16 protein-coding genes are annotated in these 20,710 nt (G+C 75.3%); 11 read left to right on the top strand and 5 right to left on the bottom strand.

All coding sequences use genetic code 11. From position 1 onward, the window contains the following. Positions 1–155 precede the first annotated feature (155 nt). Genes ACZ7MX_RS34385 through ACZ7MX_RS34340 form a run of 10 tightly spaced genes read left to right on the top strand, consistent with a single transcriptional unit; the run spans position 156 to position 13,051 of the window. Positions 156–2,624 carry an ATP-grasp domain-containing protein gene (locus ACZ7MX_RS34385; RefSeq protein ID WP_472137944.1) on the top strand — a complete coding sequence of 823 codons (2,469 nt, stop codon included), beginning with the start codon at positions 156–158 and terminating at the stop codon, positions 2,622–2,624. Then, entirely contained in the window at positions 2,621–4,390 is a 1,770-nt protein-coding gene (locus ACZ7MX_RS34380) for a carbamoyltransferase C-terminal domain-containing protein (protein ID WP_472137942.1), read from the top strand. The genes ACZ7MX_RS34385 and ACZ7MX_RS34380 overlap by 4 nt, the downstream gene beginning before the upstream one ends. Continuing rightward, positions 4,390–5,772 (top strand): KamA family radical SAM protein, encoded by a 1,383-nt coding sequence (locus ACZ7MX_RS34375; protein WP_472137940.1) that lies wholly within the window; start codon positions 4,390–4,392, stop codon positions 5,770–5,772. Before ACZ7MX_RS34380 ends, ACZ7MX_RS34375 begins: the two co-directional genes overlap by 1 nt. Then, positions 5,769–7,040 (top strand): pyridoxal phosphate-dependent aminotransferase, encoded by a 1,272-nt coding sequence (locus ACZ7MX_RS34370; protein WP_472137939.1) that lies wholly within the window; start codon positions 5,769–5,771, stop codon positions 7,038–7,040. The genes ACZ7MX_RS34375 and ACZ7MX_RS34370 overlap by 4 nt, the downstream gene beginning before the upstream one ends. 32 nt (positions 7,041–7,072) lie before the next feature. Continuing rightward, positions 7,073–8,230, top strand: coding sequence for a hypothetical protein (locus tag ACZ7MX_RS34365; protein WP_472137937.1), 1,158 nt, complete (start codon positions 7,073–7,075; stop codon positions 8,228–8,230). A 20-nt stretch (positions 8,231–8,250) separates the two neighbouring features. Next, the gene (locus tag ACZ7MX_RS34360; protein WP_472137935.1) at positions 8,251–8,529 is read left to right on the top strand and encodes an acyl carrier protein; all 279 of its coding nucleotides are present in this window, start codon (positions 8,251–8,253) and stop codon (positions 8,527–8,529) included. Continuing rightward, positions 8,526–9,707, top strand: a complete 1,182-nt coding sequence (locus ACZ7MX_RS34355; RefSeq protein ID WP_472137933.1) for an acyl-CoA dehydrogenase family protein — start codon at positions 8,526–8,528, stop codon at positions 9,705–9,707. Before ACZ7MX_RS34360 ends, ACZ7MX_RS34355 begins: the two co-directional genes overlap by 4 nt. Then, the gene (locus ACZ7MX_RS34350) at positions 9,700–10,806 is read left to right on the top strand and encodes an acyl-CoA dehydrogenase family protein (RefSeq protein WP_472137931.1); all 1,107 of its coding nucleotides are present in this window, start codon (positions 9,700–9,702) and stop codon (positions 10,804–10,806) included. The genes ACZ7MX_RS34355 and ACZ7MX_RS34350 overlap by 8 nt, the downstream gene beginning before the upstream one ends. After that, entirely contained in the window at positions 10,803–11,492 is a 690-nt protein-coding gene (locus tag ACZ7MX_RS34345) for a 4'-phosphopantetheinyl transferase family protein (RefSeq protein WP_472137929.1), read from the top strand. Before ACZ7MX_RS34350 ends, ACZ7MX_RS34345 begins: the two co-directional genes overlap by 4 nt. Then, a complete protein-coding gene (locus tag ACZ7MX_RS34340; protein WP_472137927.1) occupies positions 11,489–13,051 on the top strand; it encodes an AMP-binding protein in 1,563 nt (520 codons plus the stop codon). The genes ACZ7MX_RS34345 and ACZ7MX_RS34340 overlap by 4 nt, the downstream gene beginning before the upstream one ends. Positions 13,052–13,069: 18 nt before the next feature. Here the strand turns inward: ACZ7MX_RS34340 and ACZ7MX_RS34335 are convergent, their stop codons facing one another. Both ACZ7MX_RS34335 and ACZ7MX_RS34330 read right to left on the bottom strand, forming a co-directional pair. After that, positions 13,070–15,472, bottom strand: coding sequence for a glycoside hydrolase family 65 protein (locus ACZ7MX_RS34335; RefSeq protein ID WP_472137926.1), 2,403 nt, complete (start codon positions 15,470–15,472; stop codon positions 13,070–13,072). After that, positions 15,472–16,233, bottom strand: a complete 762-nt coding sequence (locus ACZ7MX_RS34330; RefSeq protein WP_472137924.1) for an HAD family hydrolase — start codon at positions 16,231–16,233, stop codon at positions 15,472–15,474. Before ACZ7MX_RS34330 ends, ACZ7MX_RS34335 begins: the two co-directional genes overlap by 1 nt. A gap of 179 nt (positions 16,234–16,412) precedes the next feature. Here ACZ7MX_RS34330 and ACZ7MX_RS34325 point away from each other — a divergent pair, with 179 nt between their 5' ends. Further along, positions 16,413–17,294 (top strand): universal stress protein, encoded by an 882-nt coding sequence (locus ACZ7MX_RS34325; protein WP_472137922.1) that lies wholly within the window; start codon positions 16,413–16,415, stop codon positions 17,292–17,294. A 73-nt stretch (positions 17,295–17,367) separates the two neighbouring features. On the opposite strand, the gene ACZ7MX_RS34320 is transcribed toward ACZ7MX_RS34325, so the two are convergent. From ACZ7MX_RS34320 to ACZ7MX_RS34310, 3 genes are read right to left on the bottom strand one after another with little or no spacing between them, the layout of a single operon-like run. Beyond that, on the bottom strand, positions 17,368–18,714 hold the full coding sequence (locus ACZ7MX_RS34320) for a nicotinate phosphoribosyltransferase (RefSeq protein WP_472137920.1): 1,347 nt from the start codon (positions 18,712–18,714) through the stop codon (positions 17,368–17,370). Positions 18,715–18,755: 41 nt separating this feature from the next. Continuing rightward, on the bottom strand, positions 18,756–19,055 hold the full coding sequence (locus ACZ7MX_RS34315; protein ID WP_472137918.1) for a DUF1876 domain-containing protein: 300 nt from the start codon (positions 19,053–19,055) through the stop codon (positions 18,756–18,758). A 32-nt stretch (positions 19,056–19,087) separates the two neighbouring features. Next, on the bottom strand, positions 19,088–19,969 hold the full coding sequence (locus tag ACZ7MX_RS34310) for a universal stress protein (RefSeq protein ID WP_472137916.1): 882 nt from the start codon (positions 19,967–19,969) through the stop codon (positions 19,088–19,090). Positions 19,970–20,710: the final 741 nt, after the last annotated feature.

Here is a 20,710-nt window from a genome sequence, read left to right as displayed (position 1 = left end):
GCCGCGGCCCGGCGGCTCCCGCCGCACCGGCCGGTCCCGCGCCAAGATCCGCCGGACCCCACCGCGCGCCCCCGAGGCCGCGCGGCCGCACCCCGGCCGGCCCCCGCCGCCCGCCCCACCCCCCCCGTGCTCGTTCCTGCCCCAGGAGGCCGCCCGTGCCCGAACACGTCCTGGTCCTGCACCGCTGGACCGACCGCTACGCCGACTACGCCGCCTACCTCGACCACTCCGTCCACCGCGTCAGCTACCTCACCACCGAACGGGCCGCCCGCCACCTCCCCGTCGAACAGGCCGCCGCGGTACGGCTCGTGGACAGCACCGAGAACGTCAAGGAGGTCCGCGCCGCCCTCGACGCCCTGGCCGAACGGCTCGGCCCGCCCACCCGGATCGTCGCCCTCCAGGAAACCGACCTCGACCTCGCCGCCGACCTCCGGGACGCCTACGGCCTGCCCGGACAGCGCGCCGAGGACCTGCTGCCGCTGCGCGACAAACTGCTGATGGCCCAGCGGCTCGAAGCCGCCGGCCTCCCCGTACCGCCCACCGCCGCGGCCACCGGCCCCGACGCGGTGGCCGCCTTCGCCGCCCGGCACGGCTGGCCGGTCCTGCTCAAACCGCGGCGCGGCACCGCCAGCGCCGGCATCACCCGCCTCGACTCCCCGGCCGACCTCGCGCGCTACGCCTTCCCGGCGGAGACCGGCATGCTCGTCCAGCAGTGGCGCCCCGACCAGGTCCTGCACGTCGACGGGGTGCACACCGGCGACGGCCCCGGCCCCTGGCGGGCCTCCCGCTACCTCCACACCTGCCTGGAATTCGCCACCGGCGCGGCGCTCGGCTCGGTGGAGATCGACGACCCCGCACTCCTCGCCCGCATCGGCGAGATCACCGCCGCCGCCACCGGGGCCCTGTTCACCGGCCCGTCCGTCTTCCACCTCGAACTCTTCGAGAACGAGCACGGCGAACTGACCGTCCTGGAGATCGGCGCCCGCCCCGGCGGCGCCGAAGTCCCCTTCGTCTGGCGCGAGGTGCACGGCATCGACCTGATGGCCGCGGCCTTCGCCCACCAGACCGGCACCCCCGACCCGACCGCCACCGCGGGCCCCGCACCCACCGAGGTGGCCGGCTGGCTGCTCCTCCCGCCCTCCGTCCCGGCCCCCTGCCGGGTACGGGACGTCACCGGATACCCTGGCGACGACGGACCGTATGCCCAAGTCCTCCCGGAATGGGGCGCGTTGATGCGGGGCGGTGGATACGAGCACGCCGGGGCGCGGTTCCGCTTCCGCGGCCGCAGCAGCGCGGAGGTGACCGCCGCCCTCCTCCGCACCCTGCGCACCGCCCGGCTCGACTGCACCCCCGTCGACCCCGCGGCACCCGCCCGGCTCGTCCTCGTCGGCTGCGGCAACCCGCCCTACCGCGCCTACGCCCTGGACACCGTCGCCGGCCGGGTGACCACCGCCCTCGTCCATCGCACCGAACCGGACTGGCAGCGCCGGCACGTCGCCGACCGGTTCCGTACCGCGGACACCTCCGACGTCACCGACACCACCCGCGCGATCGCCGCACTGCTCACCGGCCACCCCGGCCCCGGCGCCGTCCTCACCTGGGACGAGACCCTGCTGGAGACCACCGCCGAGGCCGCCCGCCGGCTGGGCCTTGTGCACATGAGCCCCGAGGCCGCCCGCCGCTGCCGCGACAAACTCGCCACCCGCCGGCTGCTCGCCGCCGCCGGAGTGCCCTCCGCACGCTTCCACGAGGTCCACACCCCCGACGAGGCGCTCGCCGCCGCGGAGGAACTCGGCCGCCCGGTCGTCGTCAAACCCCGGGCCCTGGCCGGCAGCATCGGCGTCACCCTCGCCGCCGACCCCGAACAGGTCCGGCACGCCTTCGACCAGGCGCGCACCGCCGCCTTCCCCGGCATCCCCGGGGCCGCCGGCGCGCTCGTCGAGGAATACCTGACCGGCCCCGAGATCAGCGTGGACTGCGCGGTCGCCGACGGCACCGCCCGGATCGTGGGCGTGGCCCGCAAACGCCTCGGCTTCGCCCCGTACTTCGAGGAGACCGGACACCTCGTCGCCCCCTGGCGGCACGAGCCCTGGGCCGACGAGGTGCGCTCCGTCGTCGCCGACGCGCACACCGCCCTCGGCATCCGCACCGGCCTGACCCACACCGAACTCCGCCTCACCCCCACCGGACCCCGCGTCGTCGAGGTCAACGGCCGGCTCGGCGGCGACTTCATCCCGCTCCTTTCCACCCTCGCCACCGGAGTCGACCAGGTCGCGGCCGCCGCCGATCTCGCACTCGGCCGGACCCCGGACCTCACCCCGCACCACGACCGCTGCGCCGAGGTCAGCTTCGTCTACCCCGAGCACGACGGCACCGTCCGCTCCCTCGACCTCACCACCGCCCGGGCCGTGCCCGGCATCGTCCGCGCCGTGCCGCTCGCCGCGCCCGGCACCACGCTGCGGCTGCCGCCCCGCGGCATCGTGCCCCGCCTCGCCGCCCTCATCGCCGTCGCCGACACCGCCGGGGAGTGCGCCACCGCGCTGGCCGCCGCCCGGCACGCCGTACGCCACTCCCTCACCCCGCTTCCCGGACCGTCCACCCCGACCAAGGACTACCGCCCATGACCTGGATCCTCGGTGTCAACGCACCGCCCACCGGCTGGCACGACAGCGCCGCCTGCCTCGTCAACGGGGACGGCGAGGTCATCGCCTTCACCGAAGAGGAGCGCGTCAACCGCCACCGCCACTCCCTCTACCGCAAGCCGTTCGGCGCCGCCCGCTTCTGCCTGGCCCAGGCCGGCATCACCGCCGCCGACCTCGACGTCGTCGCCCTCGGCTGGGACAGCGAACAGCTCTACCCGCGGCGCTTCACCAGCGACGCCGAGTTCCTCGCCTACGCCGTCGGACTGGACTTCCGCGGTCGCACGCCCGAGGTGGTCCGCGTCCCCCACCACCAGGCGCACGCCGCCTCCTCCTTCTACGCCTCGCCGTTCCCCAGGGCCGGGGTGCTGGTCGTCGACGGCCACGGCGAGAACGAGTCCTCCACCATCTGGACCTACGAGGACGGCGCCGCACCCCGCCTGGAACGCAGCTGGCAGCGCACCGCCTCGCTCGGCTACGCCTACGACGCCGCCTCCACCTGGCTCGGCTTCTCCTTCCTCAACGCCGGCAAGACCATGGGCCTGGCCGCCTACGGGCGCGCCGCCCACCTGGACGTCGAGCCGCTGGTGGACCTCACCGCCGACGACTTCGCCCTGGCCGTCGAACCGCTGGCGGAGAGCCGGGGGACAGCCACCGCCGACGAGATCAAGGCGCAGTACGACGACACCGTCGGCCGCTGGCGGGAGCGCTACACCAAGATCGCCGCGGCGGACGGCCCCCGCGCGCCCGAGGAGCGGCTCACCGACGACCCGAACGCGGTCCTCGTCGCGTACACGGCCCAGCGCCTCATCGAACAGACCGTGACCCATCTCGCGGCGCTGACCCGTCAGGCGGCCGGCGTCGAGGAGCTGTGCCTGAGCGGCGGCGTCGCCCTCAACTGCAGCACCAACGGCACGCTGCCCGGCCCGCTGTACGTACCGCCCGTACCGCACGACGCGGGGGTCGCCCTCGGAGCGGCCTGGACGGTGCGGCCGCCCAGGAGGAGGGCGGGGGCGCTGACTCCCTATCTGGGCGTGGATGTGTGGGCCCCTGATCGCCTCAACGGCGGGGCGGGGGAGGGTATTCCGGGGGCGCCGGGTCCTGGGGCGGGCGCTGCGGGGGCCGGTGTCCCGGGGCGGGGCGGGCGCGGGTCCGCGGCGGGGGAGCTGGACCTCTCGGGGCTGGTGCGGGCGGATCTCGACATCGACGAGCTGACCGGGTTGCTGCTGGCCGGGCAGGTGGGAGCGGTCGCCCAGGGGCGGGCCGAAGTGGGGCCGCGGGCGCTGTGCCGGCGCTCGATCATCGCCGTACCGGACACCGCGGACGTCAACACGCGGGTCAACACCCTCAAGAACCGCGAGCAGTGGCGGCCCTTCGCCGGTGTCACCCGGCCCGGCTACGGTGCCCGGCTCTGGGAGCAGCAGGAGTACTTGAGCCGCTACATGCTCGGCGCCGCGAAGGCCACCGCGCTCGGCCGGCAGGTCGCGCCCGGTGTCGTCCACGTCGACGGCACCACCCGGCCGCAGGTCCTGCACGGCGACGAGGCGCCCGCGGTCGGCGCCGCCCTGGACGCCCTGGAACGGCACGGCGCGCCCCCGGTCCTGCTCAACACCTCCTTCAACGACAAGGGCGAGCCCATCGTCAACACCGCCGCCGACGCGCTGCGCGCCTTCCGCGCCATGGACCTGGACTTCCTGGTCCTCGGCGACGACCTCTACCGCAAGCCGCACCGGGCCGGAGGTGAGCGCTGATGCCGGCCGGCCTGCCGGAAACCGCCCGCTTCCGGGCGTTCGGCCCCCGCCACCTCGACGAGATCGCCCGCCGTCACCGCCTGCCCGACGACCTCCGCGAGACCGTGCGCCGGGTGTCGCTGGTGCTGCCGTTCCGGGTGAACGAGTACGTGCTCACCGAGCTCATCGACTGGGACCGGGTCCCCGAGGACCCGATGTTCCAACTCACCTTCCCGCAGCGCGGGATGCTCGCCCCCGCCGACGAGGACCAGCTGGCCAAGCTGTCCGCCGACCCCGCCGACACACCGCTGCTGCGCGAGGCCGTCCAGGGGATCCGCCGGCGGCTCAACCCCCACCCCTCCGGACAGCAGCAGCTCAACGTCCCCACCCAGGACGGCGTCGCCCTGCCCGGACTGCAGCACAAGTACCGCGAGACGGTGCTCTACTTCCCCGGCCAGGGCCAGACCTGCCACGCCTACTGCACCTACTGCTTCCGCTGGGCCCAGTTCATCGGCGACGCCGACCTCAAGTTCGCCGCCCCCGACCCGGGCGGACTGATCCGCTACCTCGGCGACCACCCCGAGGTCCACGACGTGCTGGTCACCGGCGGCGACCCGATGGTGATGTCCACCGAGCGGCTGCGCGGCCACCTGGAGCCGCTGCTCGGCGTCGACACGGTCCGTACGATCCGGATCGGCACCAAGTCCGTCGCCTACTGGCCGCAGCGCTTCGTCACCGACCCGGACGCCGACGACGTCCTGCGGCTGTTCGAGCGGGTGACCGCCTCCGGGCGGCAGCTCGCGGTGATGGCGCACTTCAGCCACCCCCGGGAGCTGGCGACCGGCCTCGCCCGGCAGGCGCTGGCCCGCATCCGCGCGACCGGCGCGGTGGTCTACTGCCAGGCGCCGCTGATCGCCCACGTCAACGACGACGCCCGGGTCTGGAGCGAGCTGTGGCGGGCCGAACTCGCGGCCGGCGCGGTGCCCTACTACCTGTTCGTCGAGCGCGACACCGGCCCCCACGACTACTTCAAGGTCCCGCTGGCCAGGGCCGTGGAGATCTTCACCGACGCCTACCGCACGCTGCCCGGACTGGCCCGCACCGTACGCGGCCCGGTGATGTCCGCCACCCCCGGCAAGGTCGTCGTGGACGGCGTCGAGGAGACCCCCGAGGGGGCGTACTTCCGACTGCGGATGCTCCAGGCCCGCAATCCCGACCTGGTCGGCCGGCCGTTCCGGGCCCGCTGGTCCGCCGACGCCGCCTGGCTCGACGAACTCGAACCCGACCCCGCCACCCCGGCCGACCTCGCCGCCGCCCTGCGCGGCAGTGCCCCGACCGGATCCGCCCCGGCCGGCCCCGCCCCGGCCCGCCGCACCGGCCGCGCGGAGAGGAAACCCGCATGACCGCCGTCACCGTCGCCCCGCCCTCCCCGAACCTGGCGCTCAACCAGCTCGTCGACCGGCGCCGCGCCGAAGGGGCCGCACTGGTCCACCTGGCGTTCGGCGAGGCCCGGCTGCCGGTCCTGCCCGAACTCGCCGCCCAGCTGGCGGCCGGCGCGACCCGCGCCGCGTACGGGCCGGTGGCCGGCGCCGAGAGCGTACGCCGCGCCGTGGCCGGCTACTTCACCCGCCGCCGGCTGCCCACCGAACCCGACCGGGTGATGGTCGCCCCCGGCAGCAAACCGCTGCTGATGGCGCTCCAACTCGTCGTCCCCGGCGACCTGTTGCTGCCCCGGCCGGCCTGGAACAGCTACGCCCCGCAGGCCCGCTACGCCGGCAAGAAGGTCTTCGGCGTGCCCGTCCCCGCCGAGTGCGGCGGCGTCCCGGCACCCGACGCGCTGCGCGAGACCCTGCACCGGGCCCGGGCGGCCGGTGCCGACCCCCGGCTGCTGGTCCTCACCCTCCCCGACAACCCCACCGGAACCGTGGCCCCGCCCGCGCTGATCCGCGACCTGTGCGCGCTGGCCCGCGCCGAGGACCTGCTGATCCTCTCCGACGAGATCTACCGCGACCTCGTCCACGACCCGGACACCACTCCCTACCTCAGCCCCGCCGAGGCCGCCCCGGAACGCACCGTCGTCACCAGCGGACTGTCCAAGACCCTCGGCCTCGGCGGCTGGCGGATCGGCGTGGCCCGCTTCCCCGCCGGCGACACCGGCGCCCTGCTCCGGGACGCCACCGTCGCCGCGGCCAGCGAGATCTGGTCCACCCTCGCCGGGCCCATGCAGCAGGTCGCCGAGTACGCCTACGCCGAACCGCCGGAGATCGCCGCGCGGATGCGGGCGAGCGCCCGGCTGCACGGCGCGGTGGCCCGGGCCGTGCACCGCACCGCCATCGAGGCGGGCGCCGTCTGCCGCCCGCCCACCGGCGGCTTCTACGTCTACCCCGACTTCGCGCCGCTGCGCGACCGGCTGGCCGCCCGCGGCATCACCGACGCAGCCGCGCTCGCCGCCCGCCTCCTCGACGACGCGGGCATCGTCGTCCTCGCCGGACACCTCCTCGGCGACGACCCGCACGCGCTGCGCTTCAAGGCCGCCACCAGCCTGCTCTACGGCGACGAACGGCAGCAGCACGAGGCACTGGACGCCGACGACCCCACCCGCCTGCCGCACATCGCCGCCGAACTCACCCGGATCGCCGAGGGCTTCGCCCGGCTGACGGGAGCGGCATGAGCCCCACCACCCCGCACGGAAGGACACCGGCCATGGCCGTCACAGGGGGACCGGAGCAGTTCGCGTTCGGTTCCGTCCACAGCGGTCTGCTCGACTGCATCCAGGTCAACCTGGCGGTCCTCGCGGACCACCACCACGGACCCGGGGCCCACCTCCGGCTCGGCGCACCCCTGGGCTTCCGCTCCTGGGCCCGCCCCGACGGACTGCCGACCGTCGAGCCGCCCCTGGCCGAACAACTCCGTTCGGCACCGGGCCTCCTGGGGCTCCACATCGTCCGGCGCGAGCGGATGACCCGCAGCGGCATGTTCGCCGCGGTCCGCCGGGCCGACGCCGCGCGCTACGTCGTCGCCGACGCCTTCCACCTGCCCTGGCTGCCGTACCACGGGCAGGCCCACATGGACCACAGCTTCCTGCTCGCCGCCGGGCCCGGTGGCTGGCACCTCACCGACGCCTACCGCAGCGAGACCTCCTGGGGCACCGCCGCCCCCGGCACCTGGGTGCTCACCGAGGACGAACTGGCCGGCATCGAGTCCGCCGAGGTCGTCGAGGTGGCACCGGACACCGCCCGCCCGGCCGCCGGGCCGCCCCCGCTGGTGTCCGTCGACGAGAGCGCGGTCGCCGGCTACCTCGATGCGTACGACGCCTGCCCCGACCGCGCCCGGGCGATCGGTCAACTCACCGTCGAGACCTGGCTGCTGGCCCGCTCCCGCACCCTGCACGCCACCTACCGCGCGCTCTTCGCCGACCACGCCGACGACGAACGGCGGGAGGCCGAGGCCGCGCACCTGCGGGCCTGGGACAAGGTCGTCGAGCAGACCTACCTCGCCCACCGCCGGCTGTCCCGCGGCCGCGCCGAGCCGCCGGGCATCGTGGACCGGCTGCGGGAGGTGCTCACCGCCGACCTCACCGTCTTCGGCACCCCGCCCGGCATCCCGGCCCCGGCGGCCGCCCCGCCCGCCGACGACGCGCTCCGCGACCGGGTGGCCGCCGTCGCCGCGGACGTGCTCGGCGTGCAGGTGGCCGGCCTCCTGGGCGGCGCACCCTTCGACTCCTTCCCCTCCTTCAGCTCCTTCCGGCTGATCGAGATCATCGAGCGGCTGGAGACCGCACTGGGCCGGGAGTTCGACGCCGAGGCGCTCGTACCGGAAAACCTCCGCCGGGTCGACGACCTGTGCCGCATCGCCCGCTGACCGCACCCGAAAGAGACACCATGGACGCCCGCTTCACCGCCCTGCTGCAGCCCTTCCTCAAGCACGCCGGCCCCGGCGAGACCGCCCTCACCCCCGACACCGACCTGCGCAAACTCGGCGTCGACTCCATGCAGGCCATCGAGCTGCTCTTCGCCGTGGAGGACACCTTCGGCATCTCGCTGCCGGACGAGGAGCTCAACGACACCACCTTCGCCACCGCCGGCAGCCTCTGGAACGTGATCGCCGCACAGCTGCCGGAGGGCACCGGCGACGGCCCGGCCGGCCAGGAGTCCGCATGACCACCGAGCCCGCCACCCCGCCCCCGCTCGACCTGACCGACCGCCTGGCGGCCGTCACCGAGGCCACCGAGGAACACCTGGCCCGTACCGACCGCGCCGCGGAATTCCCGGTGGCCGCACTGGACGCGCTGCGCCGCACCGGCCTGCTCGGACTGCTGGTCCCGGTGGCCCACGGCGGCCTCGGCGGCACCGTACGGGACCTGGCGGCCGCCGCCCGGACCCTCGGGCGCAGCGACATGTCCGTCGGCATGATCTTCGCGATGCACTGCCAGCAGACGGCGGCCCTGGTGCGGTACGGCAACGAGCGGCTGTGCAAGGAACTGCTGCCGCGGATCGCGGCGGGGGAGTGCTACCTCGCCTCCGTCACCACCGAGGCCGGCAAGGGCGGCCATCTGCTCAGCGCCCAGGCTCAACTGGGAGCAGATCAGGGCGAGTTGGTGGTGGAGCGGTTCGCGCCCATCGTCACCGGCGGCGCCCACGCCGACGGCTTCCTGATCACCATGCGCAGCCCCGGGGCCGACGCCACCGCCCACGAGGTGACGCTGGTCTACGCCCACCGCGACCAGCTCGACCTCACCGCCTCCGGCGACTGGCAGCCGATGGGCATGCGCGCCAGCCACAGCGCCGCGCTCACCCTGACCGGACGCCTCCCCGCCCACCAAGTCGTCGGTACGGCAGGCGAGTTCCACCGGATCGCCACCACGGTCTTCGGACCGCTGGCCCACCTGGGCTGGTCCGCGGTGTGGCTCGGCACCGCCGCCGGGGCACTCTCCCGCGTACTGCGCCTGCTGCGCAGCCCCGCCGGCCGGGCCCGCTTCGACCTCACCTCCGAGCTCCTCCTCACCCGGATCGCCCGGTCCCGGCAGCGCCTCGACACCGTGCACGCCCTGCTCCAACAGGCCCTGCACACCGTGGAGTCCGGCGCCGACCTGACCGCACCGGCCCGCCAGCTCCAGCTCAACGCGCTGAAGATCACCGCCTCCGAGGAGTGCCTGGCGGCGGTCGACGACCTGATCACCGCGCTCGGACTGCGCCACGGCTACCTCAAGGACTCACCCACCCGGCTCGAACAGGCCCTGCGCGACCTGCGCTCGGCGCCGCTCAACTACAGCAACGACCGGCTGCACCTCGCCGACGGCCGGCTGGCCCTGCGCGACCAGGGGGTGAGCTTTGTCTGACCCCCGCTACGCCCCGCTCGACGCACTGCCCCGCACCGCGCCCGGCGCGCAGGTCTGGGCCGCACTCGGCGGCGCCGGCCTGACCGGCGGCGCCTACCGCGACCGGCAGCCCGGCACCGGCATCGACCCGGCCGGCCTCGCCGACCTGCTCACCGCCGTCGACGCCCGCTTCTCCGTCCCCGCCACCCTGTCGGTCAGCGTCCAGCTGGCCACCGCGCTGCCCCTGCTCGCCACCGGGCGGGCGCCGGCCGCCCGGCAGGCCCTGGAGGGTGCGCTCACCGGCCGGGCCACCCTCGCCCTCGCCGCCACCGACGTCACCGCCGGCACCGACCTCACCGCCCTCCGCACGGAACTGCGCATCGAGGACGACGCCCTCGACGTGACCGGCGAGAAGAACTGGATCGCCAACACCACCACCGCCACCCACTTCCTCGTCCTCGCCCGGCACCGCCCGGGGCGGCACTTCACCCACTTCACCTGGGTCCTGGTACCGGCCGACGCACCGGGCGTCACCGTGCGCCCCGCCGACTCCGCCCTGTTCGCCGACTCCGGCGCCGGCCACGTCACCTTCGACGGGGTACGGCTCGGCCGCGACCATGTGCTCGGCCGCATCGGCTTCGGACTGCCGCTCTTCGCCCGCCACATCGGCACCGAACGCCTGGCCGGCGCCCAGTGGGGCGTGGCGCTGTGCCGCCGGGTGCTGGCCGACACCCACCGGCGTCTCACCGGCCGCCCGCACGGCGACGGCACCCTGTGGGACCTGGACGCGGTCCGCCAGCGGTTCGCGGGCTGCCTGCTGCGGGTACGTGAACTCCACGCGCTCACCGGCGAGCTGGCCGACGAGGTGGCGCTGCGGCACGACGCCACGGCGGCCGCCACCCTCAAGGCGGCCGCCGGCGCCACCGTCCACCACGTCCTCGCCGACTGCGCCCAGCTGTGGGGCGCGGCCGGCTTCACCACCGGAGGAATCCAGGAACTCCGTGCACAGGCCGCGCTCTTCGGCATCGGCGGCGGCGCCGACGAGGTCGTCCTCGGCACCCTCGCGGACGCCGCCGAGGACCTGCTGGCCGCCCTCGAACGGCCGGGGACCCTGCCGTGACGGCACCGATCGAGGTGGCCCGCGGGGTCTGGGTGGCCACCACGACCGCGGACCGCGCCCCCGCCGGCACCCACCGGGACGACCGGCGCCGCGCGGCCGCCCTGCCCGAATGGCGGGCCCGCGAATTCCTCGCCGGCCGCGGGCTGTTGCGGCAGCTGCTGGCCGCCGTACGGCCCGGCCCGGCCGGCGCCGAGATCGTCCCCGACCGGCGCGGCAAGCCGTGGCTGCGCGGCCACCCCGACCTCGGCATCAGCGTGTCCCACAGCCGGGGCACGCTCGCCGCCGCCGTGGCGCTGGGGCGCGCCGTCGGCGTGGACGTCCAGCACCCCGACTCCGCCGTCCGCGCCACCTTCGCCCGGCGGCTGCTCGGTGCGCACGCCGGGCGGCTCACCGCACTGCCGCCGGCCGCGGCCGCCGAAGAGGTCGCCTGGGTGTGGACCGCCCAGGAAGCCTGCGTCAAGGCCGGCGGAGCGGGGCTCGCCGGGCGGCCCTGGACCATCGACGTCCCGCCCGGCGCCCGCTCGGGCCACTGGCGAACCTACCGCTGGCTGAGCCTGCGCGACCACTCCAGCACCCCGCTGAGCTGCGCGTTCGCCCTGGCCGCAAGCCCGCCGGGCCCGCCCGCGGACACGGCCGGCACCCCGGCCCCGACCCCCCGCCCCACCCCTTGGAAAGGCGCACGGTGAGCAACCCCGACGCTCGGCACACCCTCCTCGACTGGTTCGCGGCCACGGCCGCCGCCCACCCGGACCGGCCCGCGCTGGAGACCGGCGACACCACGCTGACCTACGCCCGACTCGCCGCCCGCGCCGACGCCCTCGCGGTCGCGCTGCTCGACCGCCTGGACGGGACACCGCCCCGCCGGGTGGGCCTGCTGGCCGGCCGCACCGCCGTCGCCTACGCCGGATACCTCGCCGTACTGCGCCTCGGCGCCACCGTCGTCCCGCTCGGCCCCGCCTTCCCGGCCGGACGCAACGCCCGCATCGTCCGGGCCGCGCGGCTCGACGCCGTGCTGTCCGACGGGACCGCCGCCCGGCCCACGCCACCGGACGTACCCCTGGTCACCCGCACCGACGCCGAACTGCCGCAGCTCCCCGCCGCGCCGCTCCCCGCCCTGCCCGCCGCCCGCCCCGACGACCTCGCCTACCTCCTCTTCACCTCCGGCTCCACCGGCGTCCCCAAGGGCGTCCCCATCCGGCACCGCAACGTCTGCGCCTACCTCACCCACGCCGTCCCGCGCGCCGCCGCCGGCCCCGGCGCCCGCTGCTCCCAGACCTTCGACCTCACCTTCGACCCGTCCGTGCACGACATGTTCACCACCTGGGGCAGCGGTGCCACCCTGGTCGTCCCGTCCCGCGACGACCTGCTCGCCCCGGTCCGCTTCGTGGCCCGGCACGCCCTGACCCACTGGAACTCCGTACCGTCGGTGATCTCCCTCGCGCAGCGGTTCCGCGCCCTGAAACCGGACAGCATGCCGACGCTGCGGCACAGCATGTTCTGTGGTGAACCACTGACCCTCCAGCAGGCCGCGGCCTGGCACCGCGCCGCCCCGCACAGCCGGCTGGAGAACGCCTACGGCCCCACCGAGCTGACCGTGACCTGCACCGCCTACCGCCTGCCGCCGGACCCCGCCGACTGGCCGTCCCCGGCCAACGGCACCGTCCCCATCGGCACCCTCCACCCCGGGCTCCAACTGCACGACCACGAAGGCGAGTTGTGCGTCCGCGGCGCACAACGCTTCCCCGGCTACCTCGACCCGGCGAACAACACCGGCCGCTTCCTGGCCCCCGACGGCTCCCCCTACGACCCGGCCGGCCCGCTGACCGACGACCACTGGTACCGCACCGGCGACCGCGTCACCGCGCTGGACCCGTCCGCCGCCCCGGCCGACGCCGACCACCGGCCGCTGGTCCACCTCGGCCGCGGCGACCAGCAGGTCCAGGTGCACGGCTACCGCGTCGAACTCGGCGAGGTCGAAGCCGCGTTGCGCGCCCTTCCCGGAGTCAGGGAGGCCGCCGTTCTTCCCCGCACCACGCCCGGCGGCGTGGAACTCACCGCCGCGTACACCGGGACCGCGGCCACCACCGCCGACGGTCTCCGCGCGGCCCTGCGCGACCGGCTCCCCGCCTACATGGTCCCGGCCACCCTCACCGCCCTCGACGCCCTCCCGCTCAACACCAACGGCAAGACCGACCGTGCCGCGCTCGACGCGCTCCTCCCGGGGGCGCCGGACCGCACCCCCTGACGAGGCGCACCCGGCCCGTCAGGGGTCCGGCAGGTCGAGGCGGCGGGCCGTGCCGGGCGCCACGACGAAGGTGCGGTCGCGCAGCCGGACCCGGACCGGCGGCAGGTCCGACTCCGGCACGGCGATGCCCACCTGCTCGGCGCGGATCCGCAGATCGACGTCCCAGTGCCGGCGGTAGCGGATCCGCACCGCGAACTTCGACAACTGCGGGAGCGGGGCCGGATCCAGCCAGAGGGCCTCTTCCCGGGTCTCCAGCCCGGTCAGGCCGCGCTGCACCAGATCCAGGCTGCCGGCCATCGCCCCCAGGTGGATGCCCTCCGCGGTCGTACCGCCCTGGACGTCGGCCACGTCCCCGGTCAGCGCCTCCTCGCAGTACGCCCAGGCGTCGGGCCGCTGGACCCGGGCCAGCACCCAGGCGTGGACCAGCGCGCTGAGCGTCGAGCCGTGACTGGTCCGGCTCAGGTAGTAGTCCACGGTGGCGTGCCAGGTGTCCTCGTCCAGCGCATACCCCAACCGGTGGAACACCGTGGCGAGTTCGGCAGGGGAGAACAGATAGCCGAGCATCAGCACGTCGGCCTGCTTGGACGCCTGGTAGCGGTTGACGGTGTCGCCCTCCGCCTCCAGGATCCGGTCCAGCCGCCGGATGTCGCCGTAGCGCCGCCGGTAGCCCTCCCAGTCCAGTTCGGCGAGGTCCCCGTACCCGGCGAACTGGCTGATGACGCCGCGGTGGTGCGGTACGTGCAGCCGGTGCGCGATGTCCTCCCAGCGCTCCGGCTCGTCCGGGGTGAGCTGGATCCGTTCGAAGAGCTGCCGGCGGTGCGCCTCGGGGAGCGTGTCGCACAGCTCCAGGGCCCGCATCAGCACCCAGGCCGCGGTCACGTTGGTGTAGGCGTTGTCGTCCACACCCGGCTGCGCCGCCCCCGGATACCCGTCGTGGTACTCGTCGGGACCGACCACCCCGCGGATCCGGTACCGGCCCAGTTCGCTGTCCCAGGCCGTGGCCGAGGCCCAGAAACGGGCGATCTGCAGCAGCATCTCCGCGCCCTTGGTCCCCAGGAAGTCGCTGTCCCCGCTGGCCTGCCCGTACTGCCAGATGTTGTACGCGATGGCCGAGCCGACGTGCTGCTGCAGCCGCGAGTAGTCGGGCAGCCAGCGGCCCGAGCGCGGGTTGAGGTGCAGCTGCTGGGTCTCCTCCCGGCCGTCCCCGGCGCTCTGCCACGGATACATCGCACCGGTCCGGCCGGTCTCCCGCGCCGCATGGAGGGCGGCCGGCAGCCGCCGGTAGCGGTACTCCAGCAACGCCCGGGAGACCTGCGGCAGATGCAGGTTCAAGAACGGCAGCACGAACAGCTCGTCCCAGAAGACGTGCCCCCGGTACGACTCGCCGTGCAGACCGCGGGCCGGCACCCCCACGTCGAGCTCGGCGGTGTGCGGCGACAGGGTCTGCAGCACGTGGAACAGGTGCAGCCGCAGGATCTGGCCGGCCTCCCCGGGCACCTCCAGCTTCGCCTGCCGCCACAGGTCCGACCAGGCGCGGCGGTGCGACGCCAGCAACTGCCGGAAGTGCGGCGCCTGGATCACGCTGTCGACCGCCGCGCGCCGCGGACTCTCGATCGCCGGATCGCGGGAGGTGTACAGCGCCACGGTCTTGTCGACGACCGCGGTGCTGCCGGGGCCGATCGGCAGCACCACGGTCTGAAAGGCCCGCAGCACCGTCAGCCGGGTCTGGTGCGCCACGCCCCGGGCCGGCGTGGCCCGCAGCCGCGCCGCCAGCGCCACCAGGATGTCCGAGTCGGTGGTGCGCGAGGTCAGCCACATGGTGTCGGGCCGCTCGGAGCCCGACTCCCAGCCGCGCAGATGCTGGTCGGCCAGCCCCCGGTAGCGCGCCACACCGGCATTGCGGACCCCGCCGTCGATCGCCGCCTCCACCTCGACCGCACCGGCCCACCCGCCGGCCGTGAACGACAGGCGCTGCGCGGCCAGGTGCGGCTCGCCCATGTGCACCAGGCGGCGCTCCTCCACCCCCAGCCGCCGCCCCGCCTCGTCGGTGTACGCCGAGGAGCGGGTCAGGGTGCCGCCGCGCAGGTCCAGCGTCTGCCGGTGCTCGCCGAGATGGGGATGGTCGGGCGTCAGCCACGGGCCGGGAGCGGCGTCGGCGGGGCAGATCCGGTAGCGCAGCGGAAGCCAGTTGGGCATGTTGACCATGTCCTCGTTGTCCACCGACCGGCCCGCCACGGTGGAGGTGAGCCGGTTGTAGCAGCCCGCCACGTACGTCCCCGGATAGTGCACCGGGTCGCCCAGCACCTCGCACGCCGCACCACGGGTGACGAAGTAGCCGTTGCCCAGCGCGCACAGCGACTCCCGCAGCCGCTCGCCCGCCGGGTCATAGCCCTCGTACGACCAGGTCCAGGGGCGCGCCATCAGTCCTCCCCGGCCACCAGCAGCTCGCCGGGGTCGGCCACGACCACGTCGGCGCCGTGCCGGCGCAGGGCCGCCGCGCTGATCCGGCCGCCGGTCCGGTCCACGCCCACCACCAGCCCGAACCCGCCCCGCCGGCCCGCCTCGACACCGGCCAGCGCGTCCTCCACCACGGCGGTGTCCCGGGGCGGCACGTCCAGCCGCCGGGCCGCCTCCAGGAACAGCGCCGGGTCCGGTTTGCCGGGCAGGTCCAGCCGGCGCACCTCGTTGCCGTCCACCACGGTCTGGAACAGCGCCAGCACCCCGGCCGCGGCCAGCAGCTCGGTCGCGTGCCGGGACGCCGAGACCGCGGCGCACGGGACCCGGGCCCGCCGCAGCGCGTCCAGCAGACGCACGCTGCCGGGCCAGGCCTCGATGGTGTGGGTCCGCAGGCCGGCGGTGAAGAGCTGCTCCTTGCGGGCGGCCAGGGCCCGGACCGTGCCGGAGCCGGGGGCGTCGTCCGGGTCGCCGAGCGGCAGGTCCAGACCCCGGGACGCCAGGAAGGCACTCGCCCCGTCCAGCCGCGACCGGCCGTCGACGTGCCGCAGGTAGTCCTCCACCAGGTCGAACGGGCGCTGGCCGCCGGTGGCCTCCAGGAACGGGTCGAAGGCGTCCTTCCAGGCCTCGGCGTGCAGCCGGGCGGAGTCGATGATCACTCCGTCGGTGTCGAGGACCACGGCCCGCAGCGAGCGCAGGGCCGCGGCGAGCAACGGCGCACCGGTCATCGTGACATCCGTTCGTCGCTGTCCGTCGTCGGTTTCGTCGGGTCCGGCATCGGTGTCCTTTCCATGGCACCACGCCCGGCAGCCGCGGGCGCGTCCGGACGTGGCGGGCGCCCGTACGCGGGGTGACGATGGGAGGGCGCACCGGGAGCCGGACGACCGTGAGAAGGGCGGTGGCGGCCATGGAACGGCCCTTGGTCGTGGGTGTCGACGGTTCGGACCCCGCCCTGCGGGCCCTGGACTGGGCGGTGGACGAGGCCGCTCTGCACGGGCTCCCGCTGCGGATCGTGCACGCCTCCACCTGGGAGCACTACGAGCCCCCGGAGTCCGGACCGGACGCCGGCGAACCGCCCGGTGAACAGGTGCTCGCCGAGGCCGTCGCCGGAGCCGCCGTGGAACGCGCCCGGTCCCGCACCGCGGACGTCGAGATCGCGGCCGAGGTGCTGCCCGAGGAAGCGGTCGACGCCCTGCTGCGCGAGGCCCACTACGCGTACGCGCTGGTCCTGGGCTCCCGCGGGCGCGGCGAGGTCCTCGGCCGGCTGCTGGGCTCCGTCGGGGTGGAGGTCGCCGCCCGGGCCCGGTGCCCGGTGGTCGTGGTGCGCGGTGACCGGGCGGGCCTGGCGGGAAGCCACCGCAGCATCCTGCTCGGGGTCGGCGAGCCGGCGAAGAGCGCGGAGGCGGTGCGGTTCGCCTTCCGGGAGGCCGAGGCCCGCGGCTGTCTGCTCAAGGCCGTCCGCGCCTGGCGCTGCCCCGCCCACGAACGCAGCGACGACCCGCCGCTGCTCGCCACCCAGGCGCAGAGCTACCACGACAAGCAGGCCGCGGAGCAGCTCGACGCCGCACTGGCGGAGGCGGCCGCCGAGCACCCGGCCGTCACGGTGCGCCGCACCACCGTCGAGGGGCCGGCGCACAAGGTGCTGGTGCACCGCGCCGCCGCGGCCGACCTCCTCGTCGTCGGCGCGGGGCACCGCCACGGGCACTTCGGGCTGCCGCTCGGCCGGGTCGCCCACAGCGCGCTGTACCACGCCGACTGCCCCGTCGCGGTCGTCCCCGAACACCCCTGACGCCGCACCAGTGCGCGGCACCCCTCAAGCCGCCCCACCCCTCCCCGCCTCCCGGTTCTCGTCCCCCCGGCCGTCAGGCGTCCGCCCCGAACGGCGTCAGGGTCTCCCGCTCGGTCCGCCGCCGCACCCGCTCGGTCAGCACGGCCAGCCGGTGCGACACCACCGCCCGCACCGGCTGCGGCGACCGGATCCGCCGGGCCGGCCCGGGCAGCCCCGCGAGGTCGGCCGCCAGCCGCTGCCGTGCGTCCGCCGGCCGGTCCCGCGGCACACAGCGCGCGCCCTCCCGCATCAGCGTCGCCAGCAGCGGCACGCTGTCCGCGGGCGGCGCCTCGTCGGCCAGCCCGATCACGTCCAGGAAGCCCGGCCTGCGGAACACCTGCTTGCGGCCCGGCGCGGTCACCTTCGCCGCCGACAGCTTCATCACCGGCCGCCCGTCGTACGCCACGAGCTTGTACGCCGAGTCCAGATACGGCGCATCGGCGCTCACCCCCACCCGGGTGCCCACCGCGAAGACGTCGATCGGCGCCCCCGCGGCCACCAGGTCGTGCACCGCGAACTCGTCGAGTCCGCCGCTGGCCACGATGCGGACCTGCGGCAGGCCCGCGTTGTCGAGCATCGCGCGGGCCTGCCGCGAGAGCCGGGCCAGGTCCCCGCTGTCCAGCCGGATCGCGGAGCCGTCGCCGATGCCCAGGGCGGTCAGCACCCGGGCCGCCGCGGCGACCCCGGACGCCGTGTCGTAGGTGTCCACCAGGAAGGTCACCGGCCCGGGATGGCAGCGCGCGAACGCGGTGAAGGCCGCCTCCTCGTCCTCGAACGCCTCCACGTACGAGTGCGCCATCGTGCCGACCGCGGGCAGGTCCTCGGCGTGCGCCGCGGCGACGTTGCTGGTGCCGGCGAAACCCGCCATCGCGCCCAGCCGGGCCACCGTGTGGGCCGCCTCGATGCCGTGGGTGCGCCGCAGCGAGAAGTCCACCACCGGCCGCCCGTGCGCGGCCAGCACACAGCGGGCGCACTTCGACGCGAGGGCGGTCTGATGGCTGAGCTGGTTGAGGACGTACGACTCCAGCAGCTGGGCCTGGGGGAGCGGCGCGGTGATCTCCAGCAACGGTTCGCCGGCCAGCACCACATGCCCCTCGGGCACCGCCCGCACCTCGCCCGTGAAGCGCATGCCGAGCAGCGGGGCCACATCCTCCGCCGGCCGCCGCAGCGTCTCGGCGAACACCTCGACGTCCTCCTGCCCGACCCGGAACCCCTCCAGATGCGTCAGCACGGTCCCGACGCCCGCCGCGACCAGGAAGCCCCGCTCCGGCGGCAGTTCCCGGACGAAGCAGCTGAAGGTCGCCGGCCGCACCATGCCCTCGCGGACGTACGACAGGGCCATGGTCACCTCGTAGAGGTCGGTGAGCGTGGCATCCGACATCGCCGCCTCCTTCCACGACCGGGCACGTCCGCCACCGCGGCTCAGGCCAGTGCGTCGGTCCAGCCGTAGGCGGTGCGGGTCTCGTGCCGCGGCGGTGCGGCACCGGCGTCCTCCAGGTCGTCGTCCGCCACCCGCAGCAGCTGCCCGGCCAGGTCCCGCAGCGCCCGCCCGGCCGCGATCTCCTCCCCGATCTCCGGCACGTCCCGGTCGCCCGGGCTGCGCCGCGCCGTGCCGTGCCCGGTGAAGGACGCGGCCCGGGTACGGAGTTCCGCGCGGGCCGTGGTCGTGCCGCCCTCCTCGACGAGCTGCAACCGGACCGGCCACTCGACGGTGATCGCCATGGTTCACCTCCGCTTCGGTGCCCCTGTCGTCATCATCCGCCCTTCCCCTCGTACGGCACCACCGCCACCGGGCACGCGGCGTGGTGGACGACCGCCTGCACGATGTGGCCGATCCGCGGCGCGGGCCGCAGACGGCGGTGGCGGCGCCCGACGACCAGCAGCCCGGCGTCCGCGGTGTCGTGCAGCAGCGCCGGCGCCGGGCTCTCCAGCTCCACCCGCGCGTCCACCGCCACGTCCGGGTACTTCTCCCGCCACGGAGCCAGCGCCCGGGCCAGGTCCTTGCGGGCCACCGCGGCCGCCTCCTCGGCCGCGTACGGCTCCACCCCGCCGCCCCGGTTGTACGCGAACGACGGTAGGTGCCGGCCGTGCACGGCACGCAGGGTGACGCCGTGCCGCAGGGCGCAGTCGAAGGCGAAGGCGAGCTGCGGCTCGTGCGGCTCGTGCAGGCCGACCCCGACCACCACGTCCCCGCCGCGGCCGGCCACCGCGGCCTCCTGCCGGGTGCGGACCAGGACCGTGGGCGTGGTGGTGCGGGCGATCAGCTGCAGACCGACTTCACCCAGTACGTACCGCGACACCGGGCCCAGGTCACGGGTGCCCAGGACCAGCAGGTCCGACCGGCCGGCGGCGTCCTCCAGGGCCTCCAGCGGGTCCTTGGGCACCAGCTCCCGCTCCAGCGGAAGGTCCGGGTAGCGGGCCCGGACGGTACCGGTCACCTCGTCCATCATCCGGTGGGGCCAGTAGTTCTGGTCGCTCTCCTCGCCGGGCGGCCCGGCAGGCTCCGGGGCGAGCAGCACCCAGGCGTGCAGCAGCCGCAGCCGGGCCCTGCGCAGCTGTGCCTCCTGGGCCGCCCACAGCACGGCGGCCGACGACTCCGGCGTACCGTCCACGCCCGCGGTGATGGTCTCCTGCATCGCCTCACTCCTCTCCTGCGGGGCCCTACCTCTCCAGGGTGCGCCGATCCGCTGCGCTTGGCTTTTTCCCCACGTACTTGGCTGTCCCGCCGTGGGGGTTGCTCGCCGTTGCGCTTTGCGGCGCGCCGCACGTGGCTGGCTTTCCCGCCGCGGGGCTTGGTCGCCGTTGCGCCTGCGGCGGGCTGGGTTGTTGTGGGTGCGGTGACGGGCCTCCGGGGCCGGTTGTGTGGACTGCTGACGCTTTACGTCCACACAACCGGCCCCTCCGGCCCGTCCCCTCCCGTTGGGGGAGTGTGCGGGTGGGTGGGGGCGCGCGTCGTTGCGCGCGCACCTGGTGTCGTGAGTCGACGGAATACCGCCCCTGCCTGCCCAGTTGTGGCCCCGCAGGGGGCCCTCGCGACCCTTACGGGATCTGTTCGACCCTCCCCTACGGGACCCCCCCCACGCCCACCCCCACCCGCCCTCCCTTTTCCCCTTACGGGAGGGGACGGGCCGGAGGGGCCTTGTTCGTGGACGTAAAGCGTCAGCAGTCCACGAACAAGGCCCCGGAGGTCCGTCACCGCACCCGACACCCACCCAGCCCGCCGCAGGCGCAACGGCGAACAACAACCGCGGCGCCGCAGACAGCCACGTGCGGGGCGCCGCAAAGCGCAACGGCGAACAACAACCGCGGCGCCGCAGACAGCCACGTGCGGCGCGCCGCAAAGCGCAACGGCGAACAACACCCGCGGCGGGAAAGCC

Source organism: Streptomyces sp. NPDC107765 (assembly GCF_055657085.1).
This window is presented reverse-complemented; position numbering and strand designations above follow the sequence as displayed.